We start from the raw sequence: 19,038 nt of genomic DNA, 5'->3' as shown, positions 1-19,038 counted from the left end.
GGTTGATAGAGACTTCAGAATATAAGCAAAAGCTCACATTCGACTACTCGCATTGCGAACAGCCGCCGAAAGCCCGCAGCGATGCGGCTTGCACCGTCGCGTCGCTTCCATTGCTCGCATTTACGCGCCGCCGCTTCTCGACAGATATCCGAAAACAGCGGCCCGAACGCGGCGTTCGAGGTCGTCGAGATCGCGCTCGCCGCGTTCGCCCGCGGCATCGACCATGCCTTTGACGATGGCGAGCAGATCGGCCGCCGCCACTTCCGGATTCGGATGACGTGGTGCGGCACGACCGACGATCGTCTCGACCAGCGCGTCCATTTCCCCTTTCGCCACTTCGCCGCGCAATGCCGGCCGTCCTTCCGCGATATCGAGCAGACGCGCGAGCATCGGACGCTGTAGTTGCTGACGCACGGACGCGCCGATCAGATATTCGAGCGCCGCCTTGCCGCTACGTTTGGTGAGCGCGACCGATGCATCCTCATAAAAGCGCGCGCTTTCACGACGAATCAGCGCGACGATGAGCGCATCCTTGCCCGGAAAGTATTGATAGAGCGAACCGATGCTGACGCCCGCGCGACGCGCGACCGCGTTCGTGTTGAATCCTTCGAAGCCCTCGCTTTCGAGCACTTGCGCCGCTGCTTCGACGATGGATGCCACCGTGGCTTCGGAGCGCGATTGCGCGGGCGCTTTTCGCGGGCGATACGGTTTGTGCGATGGACGCTGGCTCATTCGTTTCCTCTCGTGGATTGCGGAGCCGATTGTACAAAGCCCGGTCAAGCATGTTTTCGGACGACCTGATAACCTCGTACGAATTCATATTGCAAAGGAGCTTGAAGCATGAGCGCATCGAACGAATATGTGCCGCCGGCCGTATGGACCTGGACCAAGGAAAGCGGCGGACAATTCGCCAATATCAATCGGCCGGTCTCCGGTCCGACACATGAAAAGGCGTTGCCCGTTGGCCGTCATCCGTTACAGCTCTATTCGCTCGCCACGCCCAACGGCGTGAAAGTCACCGTGATGCTCGAAGAGTTGCTGGCGCTTGGTCATCGCGATGCGGAATACGATGCGTGGCTCATTCGCATCGGCGATGGCGATCAGTTCGGCAGCGGCTTCGTCGATATCAATCCGAATTCGAAGATTCCGGCGCTCGTGGATCGCAGCGGCGCAACGCCCGTGCGCGTTTTCGAATCCGGCGCGATCCTGCTTTATCTCGCGGAGAAGTTCGGCGCATTCGTGCCGACGGAACCGGCAAAGCGCGCCGAGTGCTTGTCGTGGCTTTTTTGGCAGATGGGAAGCGCGCCCTATCTGGGCGGCGGATTCGGGCACTTCTATGCTTATGCGCCGAGCAAGATGGAATATCCGATCGATCGCTTCGCCATGGAAGTGAAGCGTCAACTCGACGTGCTCGACAAGCGTCTCGCGCAGAGCACTTATATCGCCGGGGACGATTACACCATTGCGGATATCGCGATTTTTCCGTGGTACGGCGGCCTCGTGAACGGCTGGCTATACAACGCCGCCGAGTTCCTTTCCGTGCATGAATACAAGCATGTGCGCCGCTGGGCCGAATTGATCGGCGCACGTCTCGCCGTTAAACGCGGCCGCATGGTGAACCGTACTTTCGGCGAGCCGTCGAGCCAGTTGCATGAGCGCCATGACGGATCCGATTTCGATACGCGCACGCAGGACAAGATCGCCGCGGAGAAGTGACGACTGCGAGCCGCGTGACGATAAGCCTGATGTTTTCGTTCAACACGCGGCATGCATAAAAACGCACGAGCGTCATCCATTTTTCAAAAAGCAGTTTCTTCATTGCACTGCGCAAATACCAGATTGACGCGGCCCCTGTGATGCTGTCACGATTCGTAGGCCATACGATCCGCTAACGGTTCTCTCGCCCGATTTCATGCGACGAATAGCGGATCAATCGCAAAGGATTCATTACAGCGCCCTTACAACGTGATAGCCGGCACACGGGAGAACGTCCATGTTGAACGCTCGGGTTGGCGCCAGATCTGCGGATAACGTCCGGATCATCGCGGCTTTGCTCATGCTGGTCGCGGCGGGTTTTCTCGCGATTCGCATGGTCATCATCTATCACTACACGCTGAGTTATTCGGCCGATCATCCGAAGGCCTTCAGCGATTTCAATTTCTACTATTACGCCTTCAGCAGCGTGCTGAATTCGCCGCACGATCCGTCGCTCATCTATAACAACGAGCGGCTCGTCGCCTATCTGACGACGCTCGGCGCCAATCTCGACGATATCCTGATCTATTGTTATCCGCCGCAATTTGCGCTGATCTTTGCGCCGTTCGCGTTATTGCCGTCGTTCACCGCGAAGCTCGCCTGGGTCGCGATGTCGGTCGTGCTGTCCATCATCGGCGCAGTGCTTCTCGCGAAGATGGCCTATCGCGGCGAAGACAGGCGCGTGACCGCGCTGCTCATCGGCGTGACCATGCTGAGCTTTCCGGTTCTGCATGACGCCTATCTCGCGCAATCGAACCAGCTTCTTTTCTTTCTTCTCGTGACGTCGTTCTTCTTGATCGAGCGCGGCAATCGCTGGCTCGCGGGAGTCTTTCTCGCGTTCGCCGTCGTCTTCAAGGTGACACCGCTCGCCATCGTCGGCTTGCTTCTCTTGCGACGCGAATGGCGCACGGTAATCTCGACGGGCGTCTGCGCCATCGCGATCACGCTCTTCACCGCGAGCAAGCTCGGCTTTCGCGTGATCTGGGAATATCTGACCGTCGAGATCGGCCGAGCGCAGACGTACATCCTCGGTGCGGGTGGCTTGCCCGGCAACAGTTCGGTGCGCGGCGCATTGCAGACCATATCCGAAAAGCTCGGCACGCCCGCATCCGAAGCGACGCTTCACGCGACATCGACGATCTTCGCCGCGATCATCTGCGTGTTCGCGTGTTACCTCGTCTTCTTCCGCAGCCGCGACAAACGCATGGACTACGCGCTCGCATGCATGACGATGCTGCTTGCCGCGCCGATCCTCGAGCCGATCCACATGGTCGTCGCGCTGATTCCGCTCGTGATTCTGCTCGGCACGGCAATCGAGCGCCGCGATCTGCAACTGTCCGCGATTTCGCCTCGCATCGAGATGCTGCTTCTCGCGATTGCCGTGCTCTTGCTGTTCTTCATGGAGCGATCCGCGATGTACACGATCTCGGCGCTGATCACCTACGCGCTCTGCATCGCGCGTTATTTCGGGCCTGCCACAGCGGTGCGGCGCAATCAGCACGCGGAATCGGGCGGCCTCGAGTCGCGGGCTTGACGGACGCCCAGCAGTGCCTTCGGTTCGAGGAACGCTTCGATGCCGAACGTGCCGTATTCGCGTCCGATGCCCGATTGCTTGAATCCGCCGAACGGCGCAGCAGGTTCATGCGCGAGCGTGTTGACGAGCACGCGCCCCGCGTCGATGCGCGACGCCACCGCGTTCGCGCGCGCGGCGTCCGATGAAGCGATGTACGCCTGCAAACCATAAGGCGTATCGTTGGCGATCGCGATGGCATCTTCGATATCGCCGTACGCGATGATCGACAGCACCGGCCCGAAGATTTCCTCTCGCGCAATGGTCATGTCGTTGGTCACGTCGCTGAAGAGCGTCGGACGCACGAACCAGCCGGCGCCGACGTGATCCGGACGCCCCTCGCCACCCGCGATCAGTCGCGCGCCCTCATCGATGCCAATACGGATATAACGCTGCACGCGCTCCCATTGCTTGCGGCTCACCATCGGGCCGATGCTCGTATGCGGATCGCGCGGATCGCCCGAGCGAATCTTCTCGATGGCGCTCACGATTTTCTCTTCGAACTCCGCGAGCCGCGCACGCGGCACGAGAACGCGCGTGCCCGCGATGCATGCCTGACCGCTGTTCATGAAGCCAGCATCGAGCGCGAGCGGCACGGCTTCGTCGAAGTTCGCATCGTCGAGCACGATCGTCGGCGACTTGCCGCCGAGTTCGAGCGTCACGCGCTTGAGCGTATCGGCGGCTGTGCGCAGGATCGTCTTGCCGACGACCGTCGATCCCGTGAACGACAGCTTCGCGACATCGGGATGCGCGCTGATCTCCGCGCCCACAATATCGCCTCGGCCCGTGACGATGTTGAACACGCCTGCCGGAAGTCCCGCCTCATGCAGCGCTTCGGTGACGACGCGCGTTTGCATCGCGCTCATTTCGCTCGGTTTGATGACCGCCGTGCAACCCGCCGCGAGCGCCGCCGCCAGCTTGCCGCAGATAAAGCCGGCGTCGCTATTCCACGGCGTGATCAGCCCGGCAACGCCGAGCGGTTGCATCATTACTTTTGCCGTACCCGCGTCACGCACGAACGCATAGTCTTCGAGCACCTTCGCCGCTTCCAGCAGCACGTTGCTCGCATGTCGCGCCATCCAGCGCCCGCGCGAAACCGGTGCGCCGTATTCTTCGACGACGGCCTCGAAAAGCTCATCCTCTTTCGCGATGACGGCGGCGTGCATGCGCTTCAGCATGTCGATACGATCGCGCTTGTCCGTCCGCGAGAATGCGGGAAATGCGCGCTTCGCCGCCGCAATTGCATTGCGCGCATCGTCCTTGTCTGCGAGGCGCACGCGGCCGATAACTTTTTCTGTCGCGGGATTGAAGAGTTCGAAAAGCTCGTTGCCGTGCGGCGTGACAAACGCGCCGCCGATATAAATCTGGTCGATGTCATGCATGATGAATTCGCTCGGTCGATGTATTGAGCAAAAGATAAGGCGTTTGCATTGATTCGGCTAGACGTACAATCCGGCATGACCTATTGAACGATTTAGCATAATGAAAACATCGGGGCTCACCGAACTCGAAGCGGTTCTTTCCGTCGCGCGGCATCGCAGCTTTCGCGCGGCGGCGAATGAACTGAGCGTATCGACGTCCGCGCTGAGTCATGCGATCGCCGCGCTGGAGGCTCGCATCGGCGTGCGGCTCTTCAATCGCACGACCCGAAGCGTGTCGCTTTCCGAGGCCGGCGCGCAATTCGTGCAGAACATCGCGCCCGCGCTTTCGACGATTCGCGACGCGCTCGAACAGGCCGGCAGCTTTCGCGACACGCCATCGGGTACGTTGCGTATCAATACATCGGTGGGCGCGGCGCATCAGGCGATGCCGCTTTTCATCGCGTTCTTGAAGCGCTATCCGGACATGAAGCTCGATATCGTCACCGAAGGCCGGCTCATCGATATCGTCGTCGAAGGTTTCGATGCGGGCATTCGTCTGCTGGAAACCGTACCGCAAGACATGATCGCGGTGCCGTTCGGCGATCGCCAGCGCTTCGCCGTCGTCGGCAGTCCCGCGTACTTCGAACAGCACAAGCCGCCACGCACGCCTGCCGACCTCGCGACGCATCGCTGCATTCGCAGCCGCATGCCGAGCGGGTCGATCTATCAATGGGAATTCGAGCGGCATGGCGAATCCATACGCATCGATGGCGACGGCGCGCTGACGCTCGACGAACCGGGCATGATGCTGACCGCCGCGCGCGCGGGGATCGGTCTCGCTTACCTGACCGAATGGAATGTCGCCGCGGATCTCGAAGCAGGCGCCCTCGTGCGCGTGCTCGAAGACTGGACGCCGCCGCTCGACGGACTATGCCTCTACTATCCCGGCCGTCGGCATGTGCCGGCGGGCTTGCGCGCATTGACGGACATGATCCGCGAATATGCCGACGCAAATCGAAAGCACCCGGCGCCGAAAAAGAAGCGTCGAAAGGTCAATTCAAAGACTTAACGCCGCCATCAGTTTTGTTTATCGCGGTTTTCGGTGTGAGGCGTTCGATTGTCGCTTGAAAGCGGCATTCCGACACTGTGCCTGCAAGGCTCGCCTCATTTCCGGACGCGACCTTGCATTTCACTTTCGGTATCGGATCAATGGTTAACCCTTTCTTTTCATGCCCTGTCATCGGCGTACGTTCGCACCGGCGGGCAATCGTCGCACTACGCGCGATGCTATCGCTCACCAATCCAACGACAACGATGAGGGTGTATGAGAGTGAGACATCAACTGAAGCCATTAAGCGCGGGCGTGTTGTTCTATGCGGCGGCGATCGCAACGCCGGCGTTAGCGCAAAGCAGCGTCACGCTGTACGGTATCGTCGACGATTCGATCGTCTATCAGAGCAGCCAGACCAATCTCGCAAAGACGAACCCGGGCCGCTCGAACGTCAAGACCGGATCGGGCATCTGGGCCGGTAGCCGCTTCGGTTTGAAGGGCGCCGAAGATCTCGGCGGCGGCAACAAGGCCATCTTCCAGTTGGAATCGGGCTTCGACATCAATAGCGGACAAGCGCAGTTCACCAATGCGATGTTCGGCCGTCAGGCATGGGTCGGTCTCACGAATCCGGCGTACGGTACGTTGACGTTGGGTCGTCAATACACCTCGTACTACACGCTGCTCTCGCCGTATAGCCCGACGAACTGGCTGACCGGTTACTTCGGCGCGCATCCGGGCGATCTGGACGGCCTCGACACGATCTATCGCGCGAACAATTCGATCGTCTATACGTCGCCGAAGATGTATGGCTTCACCGTAAGCGGCTCGTACTCGCTTGCAGGCGTGCCTGACAGCGTGTATCAGGGGTCGACGTGGTCGGCTGCGTTGCAATACCAGCAAGGCCCGATCGGCGGCACGGTCGCGTTCTCGCGCATCAACAACGCGGCCAATGGCGGCGGCATCTACAGCAGCAGCTCGACGACGATCAACAGCACGGCAGCGACCGATGGTTCGGGTCAGCCGGGCGTGTCGGCGGTGACGGCCGGTTATCAACGCGCACAAGCGCAACAGCGCTTCGCGGTTGCAGGCGGTTATCAGTTCAACAGCGCATGGGACATCTCGGTCACGTACACGAACGTTCAATACATCCCGGGCGTGAATTCGCAATTCACCGACGAAGCCGTGTTCAACACGGTCGGCTCGGTGTTGCACTGGAAGGCGACGTCGGCATGGGACTTCGCAGCGGGCTACAGCTATACATGGGCCAGCAAGGCGAACGGCATCAACGACGCCGCGTCGTACCACCAGTTCAATCTCTCGCAGTACTACTCGCTGTCGAAGCGCACGGGACTGTACGCACTGGAAGCGTTCCAGCGTGCGAACGGCAACACGCTGGCGGCGCCCTCGGGCACTGCTACGAACCGTCAGACGGCCGCCAACGCGACGATCGGCGACGGCTTCCAAAGCGCGCCGTCGGCATCGCGCAGCATGTTCGCGGCGGGCGTCGGCATCATCCATCGCTTCTGATCGAACGCGCGTAGCACCACGATCGTTTCATATCGTCCGCACGCTTCGGCGTGCTGGCGACGTTCGTCCGTACGCCATCAAAACGAAGTCTAGGAGATAACTATGAGAGCTCTGGATCCCAAGCGATTAATGGCGCTGATAACCGCCTGCCTCGTGACCGTCGTCGTCACGGCATGCGGAGGCAGTGGCAACAATAGCGGTAGCGGCAACGCCGCGCAAACACCCTTGGCCGTGGTGAAACCTACGGTCGATTGCTCGAAGCTGGCATCGGTCGATTTGAGCGATATCGGCGGCACCGGCAGCACGATCACATCGGCGACGGTCACGGCCGCGACCGTCAACGGCGCCACCGTCAACTTCTGCACGGTCAAAGGCACGCTCGCGCCTTCGAATACGTTCGAGGTCGCACTGCCCGTCGACTCGTGGACACAGCGCTTCGCCGAACTCGGCTGCGGCGGCTTGTGCGGCAATCTGAGCGATCCGACTCAGCAAAGCTCCTTCAGTTTCAGCTATACGTGCCCGCTCGTTCAACAAGGCGGCTTTGTCACGGCAGCGACCGACATGGGTCATTCGGGTCAGGATTCGACATGGTCGACCGATCCGCAAAAGCAGGCCGACTTTGCGTATCGTGGCCAGCACATCACGACGCTCGCCGCGAAGAAGTTGATCAAGGCTTACTACGGACAGGAGCAGAAATACGCTTACTTCGTCGGCTGTTCGGATGGCGGCCGTGAAGCGCTGATGGCCGCGCAACGTTATCCGTCGGATTACAACGGCATCGTCGCGGGCGCGCCGGCTGCGCATTTCCAGATTCAAAACTCGCTCTATCACGGCTGGAACGTCGAATCGAACAGCACGACGGGTACGAGCGCAGGCAAGGCCGTGCTCTATGCCGACAAGGCTCAACTGCTGCACAAGGCAGTCGTGGCTGCATGCGGCGGTCAAGCCAACGTACCCGATGGTCTCCTCGCCGATCCGCGTACCTGTCACTTCGATCCCGCATCGATTCAATGCGCGGCCAATGCATCGAGCACGAGCAACTGTCTGACGGCCGCCGAAGTCGCAACGGCCTCGAAGATCTACAGCGGCCCCACCGATACGAACACCGGCATGCTCATGCTGGGCGGCTCGCCGCAGTTCGGCTCGGAAGCGAACTGGATCGGCGTCGAAGTGCCGACGACGAACTCGACGGACGCAGCCGTGCCCGTCACCAGTCTCTTCAGCTACATGATCGTGACCGGGGCATATAACCTGATCTTCACGGGGTCGCCGTCGATGCCGAATGTCGACACCTTCGGCTATCACGATGCGAGCTTCTATTCGAGCTATCTGCAGGCGAACCATCCGCTCAACGATGCAACGAGCCCCGATCTGTCGGCGTTCAAGAACGCGGGCGGCAAGCTGATCCTGTGGCACGGCTGGGCGGATCAGCACATCTCCCCGCTTTTCACGATCCGCTATTACCAGGCCGTGAAGGACACGATGGGCGAAGCGAGCGCGAACGAGTTCTCGCGTTTGTATGTCGTGCCGGGCGTGGGTCACTGCGGCGGCGGCGAAGGCTTTCCGAACATCGATCTCGTATCGCAGATCACGGGCTGGGTCGAACAAGGCACATCGCCGAATGCGGTGATGACCTATCAGACCGATGCGACGACGAGCAAGGTGACGGCATCGCGTCCGGTGTATCCGTATCCGGCCGTGGCGAAGTTCAGCGGCAGCGGCGACTGGCACGACGGTGCGAACTGGAGCCAAGGTGCGCCGCTGTATAACGACGCTGCGCCGACATGGGCGGGCGCGAGCTTCTATACGTCGTATAGCCCGAAGACGCAGGGCGTGGCTGCACCGTAAGTTGCATCGAGCGCGCCGCTGTCGTTCCATCATTACCGGTGATGCAGCGGCGCGCACTTCCCCCTTGACTCACGCGGGCACAGAGTCAGTTCTGCTGCCACGAGAAGTTCCTGTGCCGTTCTCGCCGAAGCATGGCAATCCAAGCAAGGCAAGCGAAACGATTATCAGCACCCTTGCTGCGGTAGAAACGGCTACGCAGAAAACGATAAACGGCAGAAAAGACCAGTCGAAATGTTGCCGTACACAAGATGTTTTTTCTGCTATCGGGTTTACTTCTACGTCGGAACAAAGTAACCTTTCCCCGCTGACTTAATACCGGCAACGCACGCTCAGGGCGCGAACTGCATCGCGCCGCCGTCAGCAATTTTGACGTCATCGAAGTCGTATCGCTGCACATGTTACCGATGACCGACGCGAATTCACGTTCGCGGATCATCGTCATCGAACGCTGGCCATTCCGCATGCACATCGCTTTTGTGCTCGGCTTTGCTTCAGCGAATCTGCACTGGCTTGGCTTTTTCGGCGCACCGATACGCGTCGTCAATGGCGTTCATCCTGAGCCGGTCATTCGGATTACTAACAATCTCTTTCAACTATTTCGGATGCGCGACCGATTCTGCGCATCGCCTCGTTGATCGCTCGACCCGGCGCTCAACGTGTGCCCTGATCGTTGCGAAAGCGCGCATCTCCGTTAGTCATACTAAACGCCATGAAGAACAGAATTGCCTCCTTCCTGCCCCGATCCATTGCGGCAACCCTCGCCGCAAGCATGGTGCTTGCCGCCTGCGGTGGCAGCGACAACCCCGCCGACACCGCCGCGGCGAGCACGAGCGCGGCATCGCTGAAGTCGACCGCGAAGGCCGCAAGCGGCAGCGGCTCGATCTTTTACGGCGCGAACGGCCACAACAGCAACGGCGGCGCATACGACGTCGTGGGCGCGAAGACGCAACTGTCGCAATTGCAGGATCTCGGCGCAACGATCTATCGCAATGACGTGTACAGCCAGACATCGGCCAACATGGTTGCGAACATCGCGAAGACGATGGAAGAAGGCGGCGTCACCGTGTATCCGGTGATGCTCATGAACCTGAACTACAACAGCGAGAACGACGCCTACAAGGCGGGCTACACGCTCGGCCAGCAGACGGCCAACAGCTACCCCTACAAGTACTACGAGGTCGGCAACGAACTCGAAGCGAAGGCGCTTATCGGCAATGTCGACGGCACCGTCTGGTATCAGTACAACAACTGGTCGTTCATGCTCGCGCGCGGCGTGATCCGCGGGATGATCGCAGGCGTGAAGTCCGTGGACAGCTCCGCGAAGATCGTCCTGGGCGGCACCTGGTTGCACACCGCTTTCTTCCAGATGCTCGCCGACGGTTCGCAACCGGACGGCACCTGGGGTCATCCGGCGGTGAGTTGGGATGTCACGTCGTGGCACTGGTATTCGAGTCAGGGCGACATGACGCACGCATGCGGCGGCACGGGATGTCATGACGTGCTCCAGTTTCTGCACGATATGGGCAAGCCGGTATGGATCAACGAGTTCGGCGTGCGCCCAGACTTCGGCTCGTACAGCCAGATCGCGACATACATGACAGGCAGTCTGATGATGGCGCAGTTCGCGAGCGTCGCGTCGAAGTACAACATCCAGTCGATTCAGGCCTTCGAACTCTACGACGACAGCGAAGGCGATTACGGTCTTATCCAGAGCGACGGACTCACGCAGAAGGCCGCCTACTGGGCATACAAGACCTTCGTGCAGAACCATCCGATGTGATCGGGCCACCGGTAAGGAACCGAAAGGCGGGCGTGTTCAAGCATCGTCGCGACAGGCCGTTATTGCGGCTTTGCAGTAGCGCATAAAGACGAGGCCAGCGATGCAGATCAACAGTGCGACCACGGCCGCCTATACGAGCGCCGATACGCCTCTTCCCCGCCGCGCCGCGCCTGCCGATGACACGACCGACGTCGAGCAGGACACATCGGCCGACGATGCCGCCGTCCCTCAGCAAACCAACCCGCCGTCATCGGTGAAATCGTTCGCTTATGGCGCGCTCGGGCTGGAACGTCCCGAAGTGCAGGCGACCGATACGAATGGCTTCTACACCGCGGGCAAATGGGTTGCAGCGGCGGCGACCATCGGCGGAATCGTGTCCCTGTTCGTCTGATCGCTCGCGGATTAATACCTGGAAATAACTCGCCGGATTGGCGCCTTGCTCCGCATATCGGATGACGGCGCGTCGCGGGAAGATATCGATGCGTGATGTCGACAGACACACCGCCCTTCTTTCCATCGATACGACGCCAAGCCATGCAAGTTCAATTCGGCGGCCCGAGCATGTTCGGCACGCTCATCGCTCGCGCGCTCCTTGCCTTCGGGGCAAGCGCGCTTTCCGGCTGTACGTGGACGCTGATTACGGCCGCCGATGCCGCCGGCTCGCTCGTGCAGGCGGGCATGACGGTCGCGTCGAACTATTCGTCGCCGACATCGGTGACGGGCTCGCCTGCCTCGTTGCAATCCGTATGCATCGAACTGAACCAGAACGTCGCGACAGGCGACTTCGTGCCCTCGCTGCAGGTCGCGTTGCAGCGGCGCGGTGTGATTTCGACGGTCTATAACCCCGGCACGTCGCCGCCCGGTTGCGAGGCGATGTTCGTCTACGCCGCGACGACGAGCTGGAACAAGCGCGCGTTCGGCAGCGAGCCGGTGCCGTATCTGTCGGCGATCGATCTCACGATCGTGCGTCAAGGGCAGATTCTCGTGACGGCGCGCTACGACACCAATGGTCTGAACGTAGACCGTTTCGCGAGCGCGCGGCAGAAGCTCGATGCGCTGGTCGACCGTATGGTGGTCTCGCGCACACAGTGAAGGGCGCTTTCCTTACGGCATCTTTCCGATGCGATTTCACGCGTGAAACCGGTGCTAATCTGCCTGCGCAGTAGTTGTTGACCGATCCCTCTTGCGGCTCGCCATCGTTCTTCTGGCGAGTCGCCTTTTTTTATCACATGCTCCCGGCGGTCCGCTCGCGCAGCGGATGCCAATAGCACACGCGCAGCCCCGTCTCGGTGTTCTGGAGCACGAAGCGAGCGCCACTGCGCCGCGCGGTTTCGGACACGATCGAGAGGCCGAGGCCGCTGCCCATCGTGCGCGTGCCGGGGATGCGATAGAACGGCTCGAGCACGCGAGTCAGTTCGTCGTCGGGAATGCCTGGTCCCGAGTCTTGCACCTCCAGCAGCAAGTCCTGTCCGCTCACGGTGACGGATACATCCACTCTGCCGCCTTCCGGCGTGTAGCGCACGGCATTGTCGACGAGATTGCGCAACACGACGGCCAGCGCGGGCGCGTCGGCGATCACGTCGACATCGTCGACGCGTTCGAGCCCGAGATCGACATGCTTGTCCTCGGCCATGTTCACCGACTGGATCACGATATCGGTTGCGAGTTCTCGCAGCGATACGACCGATGGCTTCATCGACGATCCATGCTGCGAGCGCGCGAGCGCGAGCAACTGTTCGACGAGCCGCGCAGTGCGCCGTATCGCGGCGTGAAACGTGACGAGACGCTCGCGCGCGACGATGGCCGAGTCCGCGGCGCCGAGATGCTCCGCCTGCAACGACAGCGCGGCAAGCGGCGAACGCAGCTCGTGCGCGGCATCGGCGATGAAACGGCGCTGCTGGGCCATCGCATCCTTCAGGCGGCCGATGAGCCGGTTGATCGACGTGACGAACGGCAGCAGTTCTGCCGGGATGTCTTCCTCGGACAGCGTGTCGAGCGTTGCATCGTCCTGCGAGTCCACGACACTCGCGAGACGGCGCACCGGCAGGAGCATCCGCCGCACGAGAAAGAAGACCAGCGCGACGATCACGGGCGTCAGGGCGAGCATCGGAAAGAGGGTACGCATTGCGCCGTCGCTGGCGATTTCATCGCGGATCGTGGACAGCTCCGCGACCGCGATCCGGTCTCCGGAATGCAGCGTGCGGACATCGACACGCCAGCGCCTGCCATGCGTTTCGAGGTCATGCAGGCCGTCCTTGAGCGTCGCCGGAACGATGATCGGTGCCGATGCGTTCGCGGCTTCCCATTCAGGCTCCAGGCGCGAGATGACGAGCCGCACGTCCGAATCCTGACTGCCTTGCCACGCGACGGCGGTCGTATCCAGAACGAGCTTTTTCGCATCGATGAGCGCGCCGATCTCGCGCAGATGACCGTCCTGAAGCTTGTTCGCTTCGTGAGACGCGGCGGCAAACGAGGCGACGCCCGCCATCACGCTCAGCGCGGCGACGACGGAGGCAATCCACCAGGTGAGCCGCGAGGTCATCGAGCGGGGTGAGCGGGTCTGGTGTGTCTCCATTCGAGGCCTCGTCAATTTTTTTATGTATCGCAGGGTTCTATTTTTTCAGAATGGCGGGCGTGCTTGATTCGTGGCGGGAATGCTAGCACCGCCGCGAAGGAGATTTGATTTTGACAGGCGATACGGGAGCGTGCATATCGCCACGATGACGGCCCGTGCGGGAAAGCGAGGCAGAGAGCCTCGTTCGAAGGACTGGAGCGACGCCGGCGCGGCGAGAAACCGAGCGAGCTTATCTGAGCAACTGCTTCAATTGCGGAATCGGTAAGACATCGGAGCGCGCGGCGAATCGGAAGGCCGCGCTCGAATCCTCCACCACCCTACCCCACCAACTTCGCCCGCAACATCGCCACATCGGCGGCACTCACCGCCAACCCCTGCGCGAGATAGTTACTCAACGTCCCGAACCCGCTGTGCATCTCCTCGAACGCGGCTTCGATCGTCGCGCTTTGCGCCCGATGAAGCGGCGCGACCGCCTGCGCATTGATCCCGGCACGCGCCGCATGCGCTTTCACGCGCGCATCGATCTGCGTCTCTGCCGCCGTGTTCGTCAGCAGATAGTCCTGGATGATCACATCGAGCGGCACATCGGCGATGGCGAGCAGCAGCGCCGCCGCCCAGCCCGTCCGATCCTTGCCCGCCGTGCCGTGGACCACCTGCGCGCCTGAAACACGCGCAAGCCGAGTCAGCAGCGCGCCGAATTGCAAGCGCGCGGCCGGATCGGTCACGAGCTGACGCTGTCGCGCGTTCATCCACGCGGTCGCGGCGGCCGCATCGACGGGCGTCGCGCCGGCTGCGTCGATCGGCGCGATCTCGTGGGTCTCGCGCACCGCGTCCGTCGGCACGCGGTCCGGCGCAAGCGACGCCTCCGCCACCACGCGAAGATCGTGCACCGCGCGCAACGACAAGCGCGCAAGCAACGCCGCGTCCGCATCGCCGGGTGTCAGTGCGCCGGACCGATAGAACACGCCACGACGCAAGCGGCCGCCATCGACGGTCGGATAGCCGTCGCCCACGCCGGCCACATCGCGGAAATTCTCGACCGTGGAGAGCCTCGGCGTTTCCATCACGCTGCGCTCTTCGCTCGCGCCGCCGCACGCCGATAGCAATGCGCCCGCGCCGAAAGTGGTCGAAAGCAATGCGACGCGCGCGCCGCCGCGAATGAAAGCGCGGCGCGACAAAGGCGCCTCACGCGTGGACGAAGCAAGCATCATGTTTGATCAAAGGGAATGACGATACGCACGATCAGCCCGCCGCCCTCGGCATTGGCGATCTCGCAGCGGCCGCGCTGCTCGCGCGCCAGACGTTCGACGATGGTGAGCCCGAGGCCGCAATGCCCGTTGCCGCTGCGCGCGGGATCGAGCCGCACGAAGGGACGCAGCGCTTCGTCCAGGCGCTCGTCGGGAATGCCGGGTCCGTGATCGCGCACTTCGATCAGCCAGTCGCCATCCCGCAGCGCGGTGCGAATCTCGACGGGCGGCTCGCCATGTTCGAGCGCGTTGTCGACGAGATTGGTCATCAGCCGGTCGATGAAAGTGCGCGGCAAGTGAAACGCATCGCCCGCTTCGAGCGACAGCGCGAACAACGGCTCGTCGCCATCCTCGGGCGACGCGAACTGCTCGGCGATGAACGCATCGACGCCGGTCGTCGCGCCGTCCGACGACGACCGTCCCGCGAATTCGAGAAACTGCTGCACGATGCGCGTCATCGAGTCGATGTCGCGCAGAAAATTCGCGCGCTCGCGTTCGTCCTTCGCGAGCACGCTCGCCCGCAGCGACAGGCGCGTGAGCGGCGCCTTCAGGTCGTGCGCGATGCCGGCCAGCATCACGGCGCGATCGTCGTCGGCGTCGGTGAGCTTTTTCATCATCTGATTGAACGCGCCGATGAGCTCGCGCAATTCGCGCGGCCCGTTTTCCTCGACGGGCACCGGCCGCTCGCCGCCGCCGAAGCGTCGCGCGGCCTGCGCGACGCGCGCGAGCGGCCGCTGCAACTGCCATGTCGCAATCAGCGAAAGCACGAGCGCGCCGGCGAGCAGCACGACGCCTTCGGTCATGAAGGGCGCGGGCGGCGGCAGATCGATCGGCGCGACGATCCACACATTGCTCGACGGATAGCGCACCCAGAGCCGCGATTTGTTATGGCCGTCGATATCGATCGCGATCTGCGTCCCGGGCGGCAAACGACTGGCGAGCTGCCGCGCGAGATGCCCGTGACGCGTCTTCGCGGGATCGCGCAGCGTCAGCGGCTCCGGCATGTTCCACACCGGCACGATATGCACGCGCGTCTCGCGCATCAGCCGTCCGCCGAGCGCGACATCGTTGTGCGCCGCTTCCAGCACGATCAGCAGCGCGCGCGCGTAACCATCCGCTTCCTTGTGCGGCCCTTGTACGTGGAGAATCGCGAACCATCCGACCTGCAGCGTGACCAGCACGCCGATCGACACGATCGCCATGCGGCCGAACAGCGAATCGATGAAACCGCGCAGCGTCCGCGCGGACTGCCAGAAACCCGAACGCATCGCGGCTACGCCTCGATCCAGCCGGATGCCGAATCGTCCGCATCGGGAACGAAGACATAGCCTTGCCCGCGCACGGTCTGCACATGACGCGGATGCGACGGATCGTCTTCGATCAGACGGCGCAGACGCCAGATCGGCACATCGAGGCCGCGATCGCGGAAAGGCAGATCGTCGCGATGCACGAGATCGTGGATCAGCACGCGCGACAGCACCTTGTACGGATTCTTGATGAAGACCTTCAGCAGCGCGAACTCGCTGTCGCGCAACGCGATGCGCTCGTCGCCGCGCAACAGCGAACGCGACACGAAATCGACTTCGAAGCGCCCGAAGCGTTCGCGCGGCGCGGGTTCGGGCCGGCTCGGCGCGGCCGTGCGCCGCCGCAGCACCGCTTCGATCCGCGCGAGCAATTCATGCGGATCGAACGGCTTGGCGAGATAGTCGTCCGCACCCGATTGCAGGCCGGCGATTTTTTGCGGAACGCTGTCGCAACCGGTCACGAAGATCACCGGAATGTCTTCGCCCGCCGCGCGCAGATCGCGCAGCGCGCGCAAGCCGTCCGTGACCGGCATCATGATGTCGAGCACGACGATGGACGGACGTTCGAGCTCCAGACGCCGACGCAAACCGGCGCCATCGTGCAGCACGGAAACGTCGATGCCTTGCTCTTGAAAGAAGCGGCGCAGCAGGTCGCGCACCGCGGGATCGTCGTCGACGATAAGAACCGATGTAGCCATCCCAAAATTCTATTCGTACACAAATGCCTTACAGCGCGTCTCGCGCGTCGCGCAACGTTACGGATTCTTACCGGACGCGTCTTTCGCGCGATGAAGCCTCGCAGCACGCGCGTTCCATTCCCGCGACAAGCCCCGCGCGTCGGTAAAGCGCCGTCGAAACGCGCGCCGAAACAGGCCGTAACGGAAAGAAATGGAAAGTTCGCAAGCGTCGCGGGGGCCTCGGCGTCGCGCTTAGAATTTGGGCATGACACCACATGTACTGATGGTCGACGACGACCCCGTCGTGCGCGATCACGTCCGCGATTATCTGGAGCAGCACGGCTTCGACGTCTCCGTTCTCGACGACGGGACGGAGTTGCGCCGTCGCGTGCAGGCCGAGCGCCCTTCGATGGTCGTGCTCGACGTGATGATGCCCGGCAAGGACGGCATCAGCGCGCTGCGCGAACTGCGCAATGCGCGCGACGATATCCCCGTGATTCTGCTGACGGCCCGCTCCGACGTGCTCGATCGCGTCATCGGGCTGGAGCTCGGCGCAGACGATTATCTCGGCAAGCCCTTCGATCCGCGCGAGCTTCTGGCGCGCATCCGCTCGATCCTGCGACGCCGCGAGCCCGTGTCGTCCGACACGGCGAGCGCGCCCGAAATTCGCCCGGCCTATCGTTTCGGCCCGTTCGAAATGGACTTCGGCGCGCGCGAGTTGCGCCGCGACGGCGAACGCATCGCGCTGCGCTCCGGCGAATTCGCGCTGCTCAAGACACTCGTGAAGAACGCGATGGTCGTGCTCACGCGCGCGCAGCTCAACGAAAAAATGCGCGGCAACGGCGCGCATCGCGATCGCAGTCTCGATGTCGCGATCTGGCGTCTGCGCCGTCTGCTCGAAATCGATCCGTCCGAACCGCGTTACGTGCAGACGGTGTGGGGCCAGGGCTATATCTTCGTGCCGCACGGCGATCCGACCGCGGCCGGACGCATCGCGGCGCGCGCGACCCTGTAGCGCGCGCGGCTTCATCGTCAGAAAGTCAGCACGCTCATGAACAGACGTTGCAGCCAGCCCATCGTCGTTGAATCCGCGAGCATGCCGACGCCCGCCTGCTCGATGCGCGCATTCGCCACCTTGTTCGACGCGACGTAATTGCCTGCCTCGATGTCCTTCGGATTGACGATGCCCGAGAAACGCAACCGGTCCTGATTGCCGCTCATCGCGATGATCTTGTCGCCCGCGACCACGAGATTGCCGCCCGGCAACGTGCCGATGACCGACACCGCGAGCGTGCCGCTCATCGCCGACAGATTGCTCGTGCTGCCATTGCCCTTGAACGACGTATCCGCCGAACCGACGTTGAAAAGACGCGCAAGCCGCGCCGCCGCGCTGCTGGACTTGTCGGCGGCCTCGGCGCTGATGCTGCTCGCGCGGCTCGCCTTGGCATCGGCGGAATTGCTGCCCTGATACGACTCCGCAAGACGGATCGTCAGCACGTCGCCGACCTTCTGCGCGCGCGAAGTCTCGTACAGCGACACCGACGATCCCGCCTGATAGATCGCGCCCAGCGTGTTGACGTTGACCGGTTGCGCGACGGCCGGCGCATAAGTGGGCATCTCGACGATCGAGTGCGAGCCCGACGACGAGCACGCCGCCAGTGCGAGTGCGAACGCCGAGCAGGGCAATGTCGCGAATTTCATGAACAATCCTCTCCTTTGATTCAGGGCGCGTCGTGCACCGCGGCAAGACGCCACCGGTCGGTCGTGTCGCGCAGCCACGCTTCGTACGCCTTCAGCCGATAAATCACGCGCGCCGAGGCCGCCGCGCCGTTCGCTTCCAGCGTGATCGAGCTGGTCGCGTTCTCCCAGGTGCGCGTCTGATAACCGTTCGCGCGTTCGACGCGGCTTCGGCCGAACTTCGACGACAACCCTTCGGCGAAGTCGTCGGCGACGCGCGCATCGATCACGAACGACATGCGATACAGCCGCGGCGACGGATCGCCCGGCATCGCCAGGAAGCGCAATACGTGATCGCGGGCGAGCGTGCCATCGACAACGGCCGCCGATTCCCTCCAACCGCCTTGCGTGCGATGCGCCCACTTGCAGGCGATCGACAGGCTGTGCGTATCGCGCAGCACCATGCCGAGCGATGCCGCGTCGATATCCGTGTCGCATACGGCGACGCTGCCGGGCGGCGTCGCGCGCGCGGGCTCGTCGCGCCGGAATGCGTCGAGCGCGATGCCGAGCTGCAGGCCGCGGAAGTCGAAAGGCTTCTGCGCCGCGGCGAATGCCGGCATCGCCATGCAAACGAAAAACGCGCAACGAAGAATCGTTCGCTTCATA

The 19,038-nt window shown here is 62.4% G+C and carries 18 protein-coding genes; 10 read left to right on the top strand and 8 right to left on the bottom strand.

The genetic code is table 11. The features are described 5' to 3' along the window. Window positions 1-120: 120 nt before the first annotated feature. Entirely contained in the window at window positions 121-732 is a 612-nt protein-coding gene (locus tag NCR93_RS28110; protein WP_008346406.1) for a TetR/AcrR family transcriptional regulator, read from the bottom strand. A gap of 108 nt (window positions 733-840) precedes the next feature. Here NCR93_RS28110 and yghU point away from each other — a divergent pair, with 108 nt between their 5' ends. Next, window positions 841-1,716, top strand: coding sequence for a glutathione-dependent disulfide-bond oxidoreductase (yghU, locus tag NCR93_RS28105; protein WP_175980215.1), 876 nt, complete (start codon window positions 841-843; stop codon window positions 1,714-1,716). 277 nt (window positions 1,717-1,993) lie between these two features. Then, window positions 1,994-3,289, top strand: coding sequence for a glycosyltransferase family 87 protein (locus NCR93_RS28100; protein WP_239295316.1), 1,296 nt, complete (start codon window positions 1,994-1,996; stop codon window positions 3,287-3,289). On the opposite strand, the gene NCR93_RS28095 is transcribed toward NCR93_RS28100, so the two are convergent. Then, window positions 3,250-4,707 carry an aldehyde dehydrogenase family protein gene (locus NCR93_RS28095; protein WP_175980216.1) on the bottom strand — a complete coding sequence of 486 codons (1,458 nt, stop codon included), beginning with the start codon at window positions 4,705-4,707 and terminating at the stop codon, window positions 3,250-3,252. The two genes, NCR93_RS28100 and NCR93_RS28095, sit on opposite strands and share 40 nt — an antisense overlap. A 100-nt stretch (window positions 4,708-4,807) precedes the next feature. Here NCR93_RS28095 and NCR93_RS28090 point away from each other — a divergent pair, with 100 nt between their 5' ends. The 7 genes from NCR93_RS28090 (at window position 4,808) to NCR93_RS28060 (ending at window position 11,984) form a co-directional block, all read left to right on the top strand. After that, window positions 4,808-5,755: a LysR family transcriptional regulator gene (locus NCR93_RS28090; RefSeq protein ID WP_061119784.1), complete on the top strand. Its 948-nt coding sequence runs from the start codon at window positions 4,808-4,810 to the stop codon at window positions 5,753-5,755. A 255-nt stretch (window positions 5,756-6,010) separates the two neighbouring features. After that, entirely contained in the window at window positions 6,011-7,264 is a 1,254-nt protein-coding gene (locus NCR93_RS28085) for a porin (RefSeq protein ID WP_175980217.1), read from the top strand. A gap of 102 nt (window positions 7,265-7,366) precedes the next feature. Beyond that, on the top strand, window positions 7,367-9,112 hold the full coding sequence (locus NCR93_RS28080; RefSeq protein ID WP_239295315.1) for a tannase/feruloyl esterase family alpha/beta hydrolase: 1,746 nt from the start codon (window positions 7,367-7,369) through the stop codon (window positions 9,110-9,112). 404 nt (window positions 9,113-9,516) lie between these two features. Further along, entirely contained in the window at window positions 9,517-9,747 is a 231-nt protein-coding gene (locus NCR93_RS28075) for a hypothetical protein (RefSeq protein WP_250532313.1), read from the top strand. 134 nt (window positions 9,748-9,881) lie between these two features. Further along, window positions 9,882-10,892 carry a hypothetical protein gene (locus NCR93_RS28070; protein WP_008346388.1) on the top strand — a complete coding sequence of 337 codons (1,011 nt, stop codon included), beginning with the start codon at window positions 9,882-9,884 and terminating at the stop codon, window positions 10,890-10,892. 100 nt (window positions 10,893-10,992) lie between these two features. Continuing rightward, window positions 10,993-11,283, top strand: coding sequence for a hypothetical protein (locus NCR93_RS28065; protein WP_175980219.1), 291 nt, complete (start codon window positions 10,993-10,995; stop codon window positions 11,281-11,283). Between the two features lie 143 nt (window positions 11,284-11,426). Further along, window positions 11,427-11,984: a hypothetical protein gene (locus NCR93_RS28060; RefSeq protein WP_008346383.1), complete on the top strand. Its 558-nt coding sequence runs from the start codon at window positions 11,427-11,429 to the stop codon at window positions 11,982-11,984. 133 nt (window positions 11,985-12,117) lie between these two features. On the opposite strand, the gene NCR93_RS28055 is transcribed toward NCR93_RS28060, so the two are convergent. The 4 genes from NCR93_RS28055 to NCR93_RS28040 all read right to left on the bottom strand — a co-directional run bounded on the left by NCR93_RS28055 (window position 12,118) and on the right by NCR93_RS28040 (window position 16,716). Further along, window positions 12,118-13,467 (bottom strand): ATP-binding protein, encoded by a 1,350-nt coding sequence (locus NCR93_RS28055; protein ID WP_175980220.1) that lies wholly within the window; start codon window positions 13,465-13,467, stop codon window positions 12,118-12,120. Window positions 13,468-13,784: 317 nt separating this feature from the next. Beyond that, a complete protein-coding gene (locus NCR93_RS28050) occupies window positions 13,785-14,678 on the bottom strand; it encodes a tyrosine-protein phosphatase (RefSeq protein WP_175980221.1) in 894 nt (297 codons plus the stop codon). Next, window positions 14,675-15,982 carry an ATP-binding protein gene (locus NCR93_RS28045; protein WP_175980222.1) on the bottom strand — a complete coding sequence of 436 codons (1,308 nt, stop codon included), beginning with the start codon at window positions 15,980-15,982 and terminating at the stop codon, window positions 14,675-14,677. The genes NCR93_RS28050 and NCR93_RS28045 overlap by 4 nt, the downstream gene beginning before the upstream one ends. Before the next feature lie 5 nt (window positions 15,983-15,987). Beyond that, window positions 15,988-16,716: a response regulator gene (locus tag NCR93_RS28040; protein ID WP_008346377.1), complete on the bottom strand. Its 729-nt coding sequence runs from the start codon at window positions 16,714-16,716 to the stop codon at window positions 15,988-15,990. 244 nt (window positions 16,717-16,960) lie between these two features. On the opposite strand from NCR93_RS28040, the gene NCR93_RS28035 reads away from it, so the two are divergent. After that, complete coding sequence (locus NCR93_RS28035) at window positions 16,961-17,710, top strand: response regulator (protein ID WP_033536014.1); 750 nt, start codon at window positions 16,961-16,963, stop codon at window positions 17,708-17,710. A gap of 17 nt (window positions 17,711-17,727) precedes the next feature. Here NCR93_RS28035 and NCR93_RS28030 read toward each other — a convergent pair whose 3' ends face one another. Both NCR93_RS28030 and NCR93_RS28025 read right to left on the bottom strand, forming a co-directional pair. Beyond that, window positions 17,728-18,396 carry a flagellar basal body L-ring protein FlgH gene (locus NCR93_RS28030; RefSeq protein WP_008346373.1) on the bottom strand — a complete coding sequence of 223 codons (669 nt, stop codon included), beginning with the start codon at window positions 18,394-18,396 and terminating at the stop codon, window positions 17,728-17,730. Between the two features lie 20 nt (window positions 18,397-18,416). Continuing rightward, complete coding sequence (locus NCR93_RS28025; protein ID WP_235366186.1) at window positions 18,417-18,992, bottom strand: hypothetical protein; 576 nt, start codon at window positions 18,990-18,992, stop codon at window positions 18,417-18,419. Between the last annotated feature and the right edge of the window lie 46 nt (window positions 18,993-19,038).

Source organism: Caballeronia sp. ATUFL_F1_KS39, assembly GCF_023630985.1.
GTDB classification, from domain to species: domain Bacteria; phylum Pseudomonadota; class Gammaproteobacteria; order Burkholderiales; family Burkholderiaceae; genus Caballeronia; species Caballeronia zhejiangensis.
The sequence above is the reverse complement of the archived record's forward strand: the minus strand, read 5'-3'. Positions and strand labels throughout refer to the sequence as shown.

Coding starts and splice junctions, on each gene's coding strand:
- NCR93_RS28095 (WP_175980216.1), bottom strand. CDS start 4,707: ATGCATGACATCGACCAGATTTATATCGGCGGCGCGTTTGTCACGCCG.
- NCR93_RS28070 (WP_008346388.1), top strand. CDS start 9,882: ATGGTGCTTGCCGCCTGCGGTGGCAGCGACAACCCCGCCGACACCGCC.
- NCR93_RS28030 (WP_008346373.1), bottom strand. CDS start 18,396: ATGAAATTCGCGACATTGCCCTGCTCGGCGTTCGCACTCGCACTGGCG.
- NCR93_RS28090 (WP_061119784.1), top strand. CDS start 4,808: ATGAAAACATCGGGGCTCACCGAACTCGAAGCGGTTCTTTCCGTCGCG.
- NCR93_RS28085 (WP_175980217.1), top strand. CDS start 6,011: ATGAGAGTGAGACATCAACTGAAGCCATTAAGCGCGGGCGTGTTGTTC.
- NCR93_RS28045 (WP_175980222.1), bottom strand. CDS start 15,982: ATGCGTTCGGGTTTCTGGCAGTCCGCGCGGACGCTGCGCGGTTTCATC.
- NCR93_RS28050 (WP_175980221.1), bottom strand. CDS start 14,678: ATGATGCTTGCTTCGTCCACGCGTGAGGCGCCTTTGTCGCGCCGCGCT.
- NCR93_RS28080 (WP_239295315.1), top strand. CDS start 7,367: ATGAGAGCTCTGGATCCCAAGCGATTAATGGCGCTGATAACCGCCTGC.
- NCR93_RS28100 (WP_239295316.1), top strand. CDS start 1,994: ATGTTGAACGCTCGGGTTGGCGCCAGATCTGCGGATAACGTCCGGATC.
- NCR93_RS28040 (WP_008346377.1), bottom strand. CDS start 16,716: ATGGCTACATCGGTTCTTATCGTCGACGACGATCCCGCGGTGCGCGAC.
- NCR93_RS28060 (WP_008346383.1), top strand. CDS start 11,427: ATGCAAGTTCAATTCGGCGGCCCGAGCATGTTCGGCACGCTCATCGCT.
- NCR93_RS28025 (WP_235366186.1), bottom strand. CDS start 18,992: ATGCCGGCATTCGCCGCGGCGCAGAAGCCTTTCGACTTCCGCGGCCTG.
- NCR93_RS28110 (WP_008346406.1), bottom strand. CDS start 732: ATGAGCCAGCGTCCATCGCACAAACCGTATCGCCCGCGAAAAGCGCCC.
- NCR93_RS28065 (WP_175980219.1), top strand. CDS start 10,993: ATGCAGATCAACAGTGCGACCACGGCCGCCTATACGAGCGCCGATACG.
- NCR93_RS28055 (WP_175980220.1), bottom strand. CDS start 13,467: ATGGAGACACACCAGACCCGCTCACCCCGCTCGATGACCTCGCGGCTC.
- NCR93_RS28075 (WP_250532313.1), top strand. CDS start 9,517: ATGACCGACGCGAATTCACGTTCGCGGATCATCGTCATCGAACGCTGG.
- yghU (WP_175980215.1), top strand. CDS start 841: ATGAGCGCATCGAACGAATATGTGCCGCCGGCCGTATGGACCTGGACC.
- NCR93_RS28035 (WP_033536014.1), top strand. CDS start 16,961: ATGACACCACATGTACTGATGGTCGACGACGACCCCGTCGTGCGCGAT.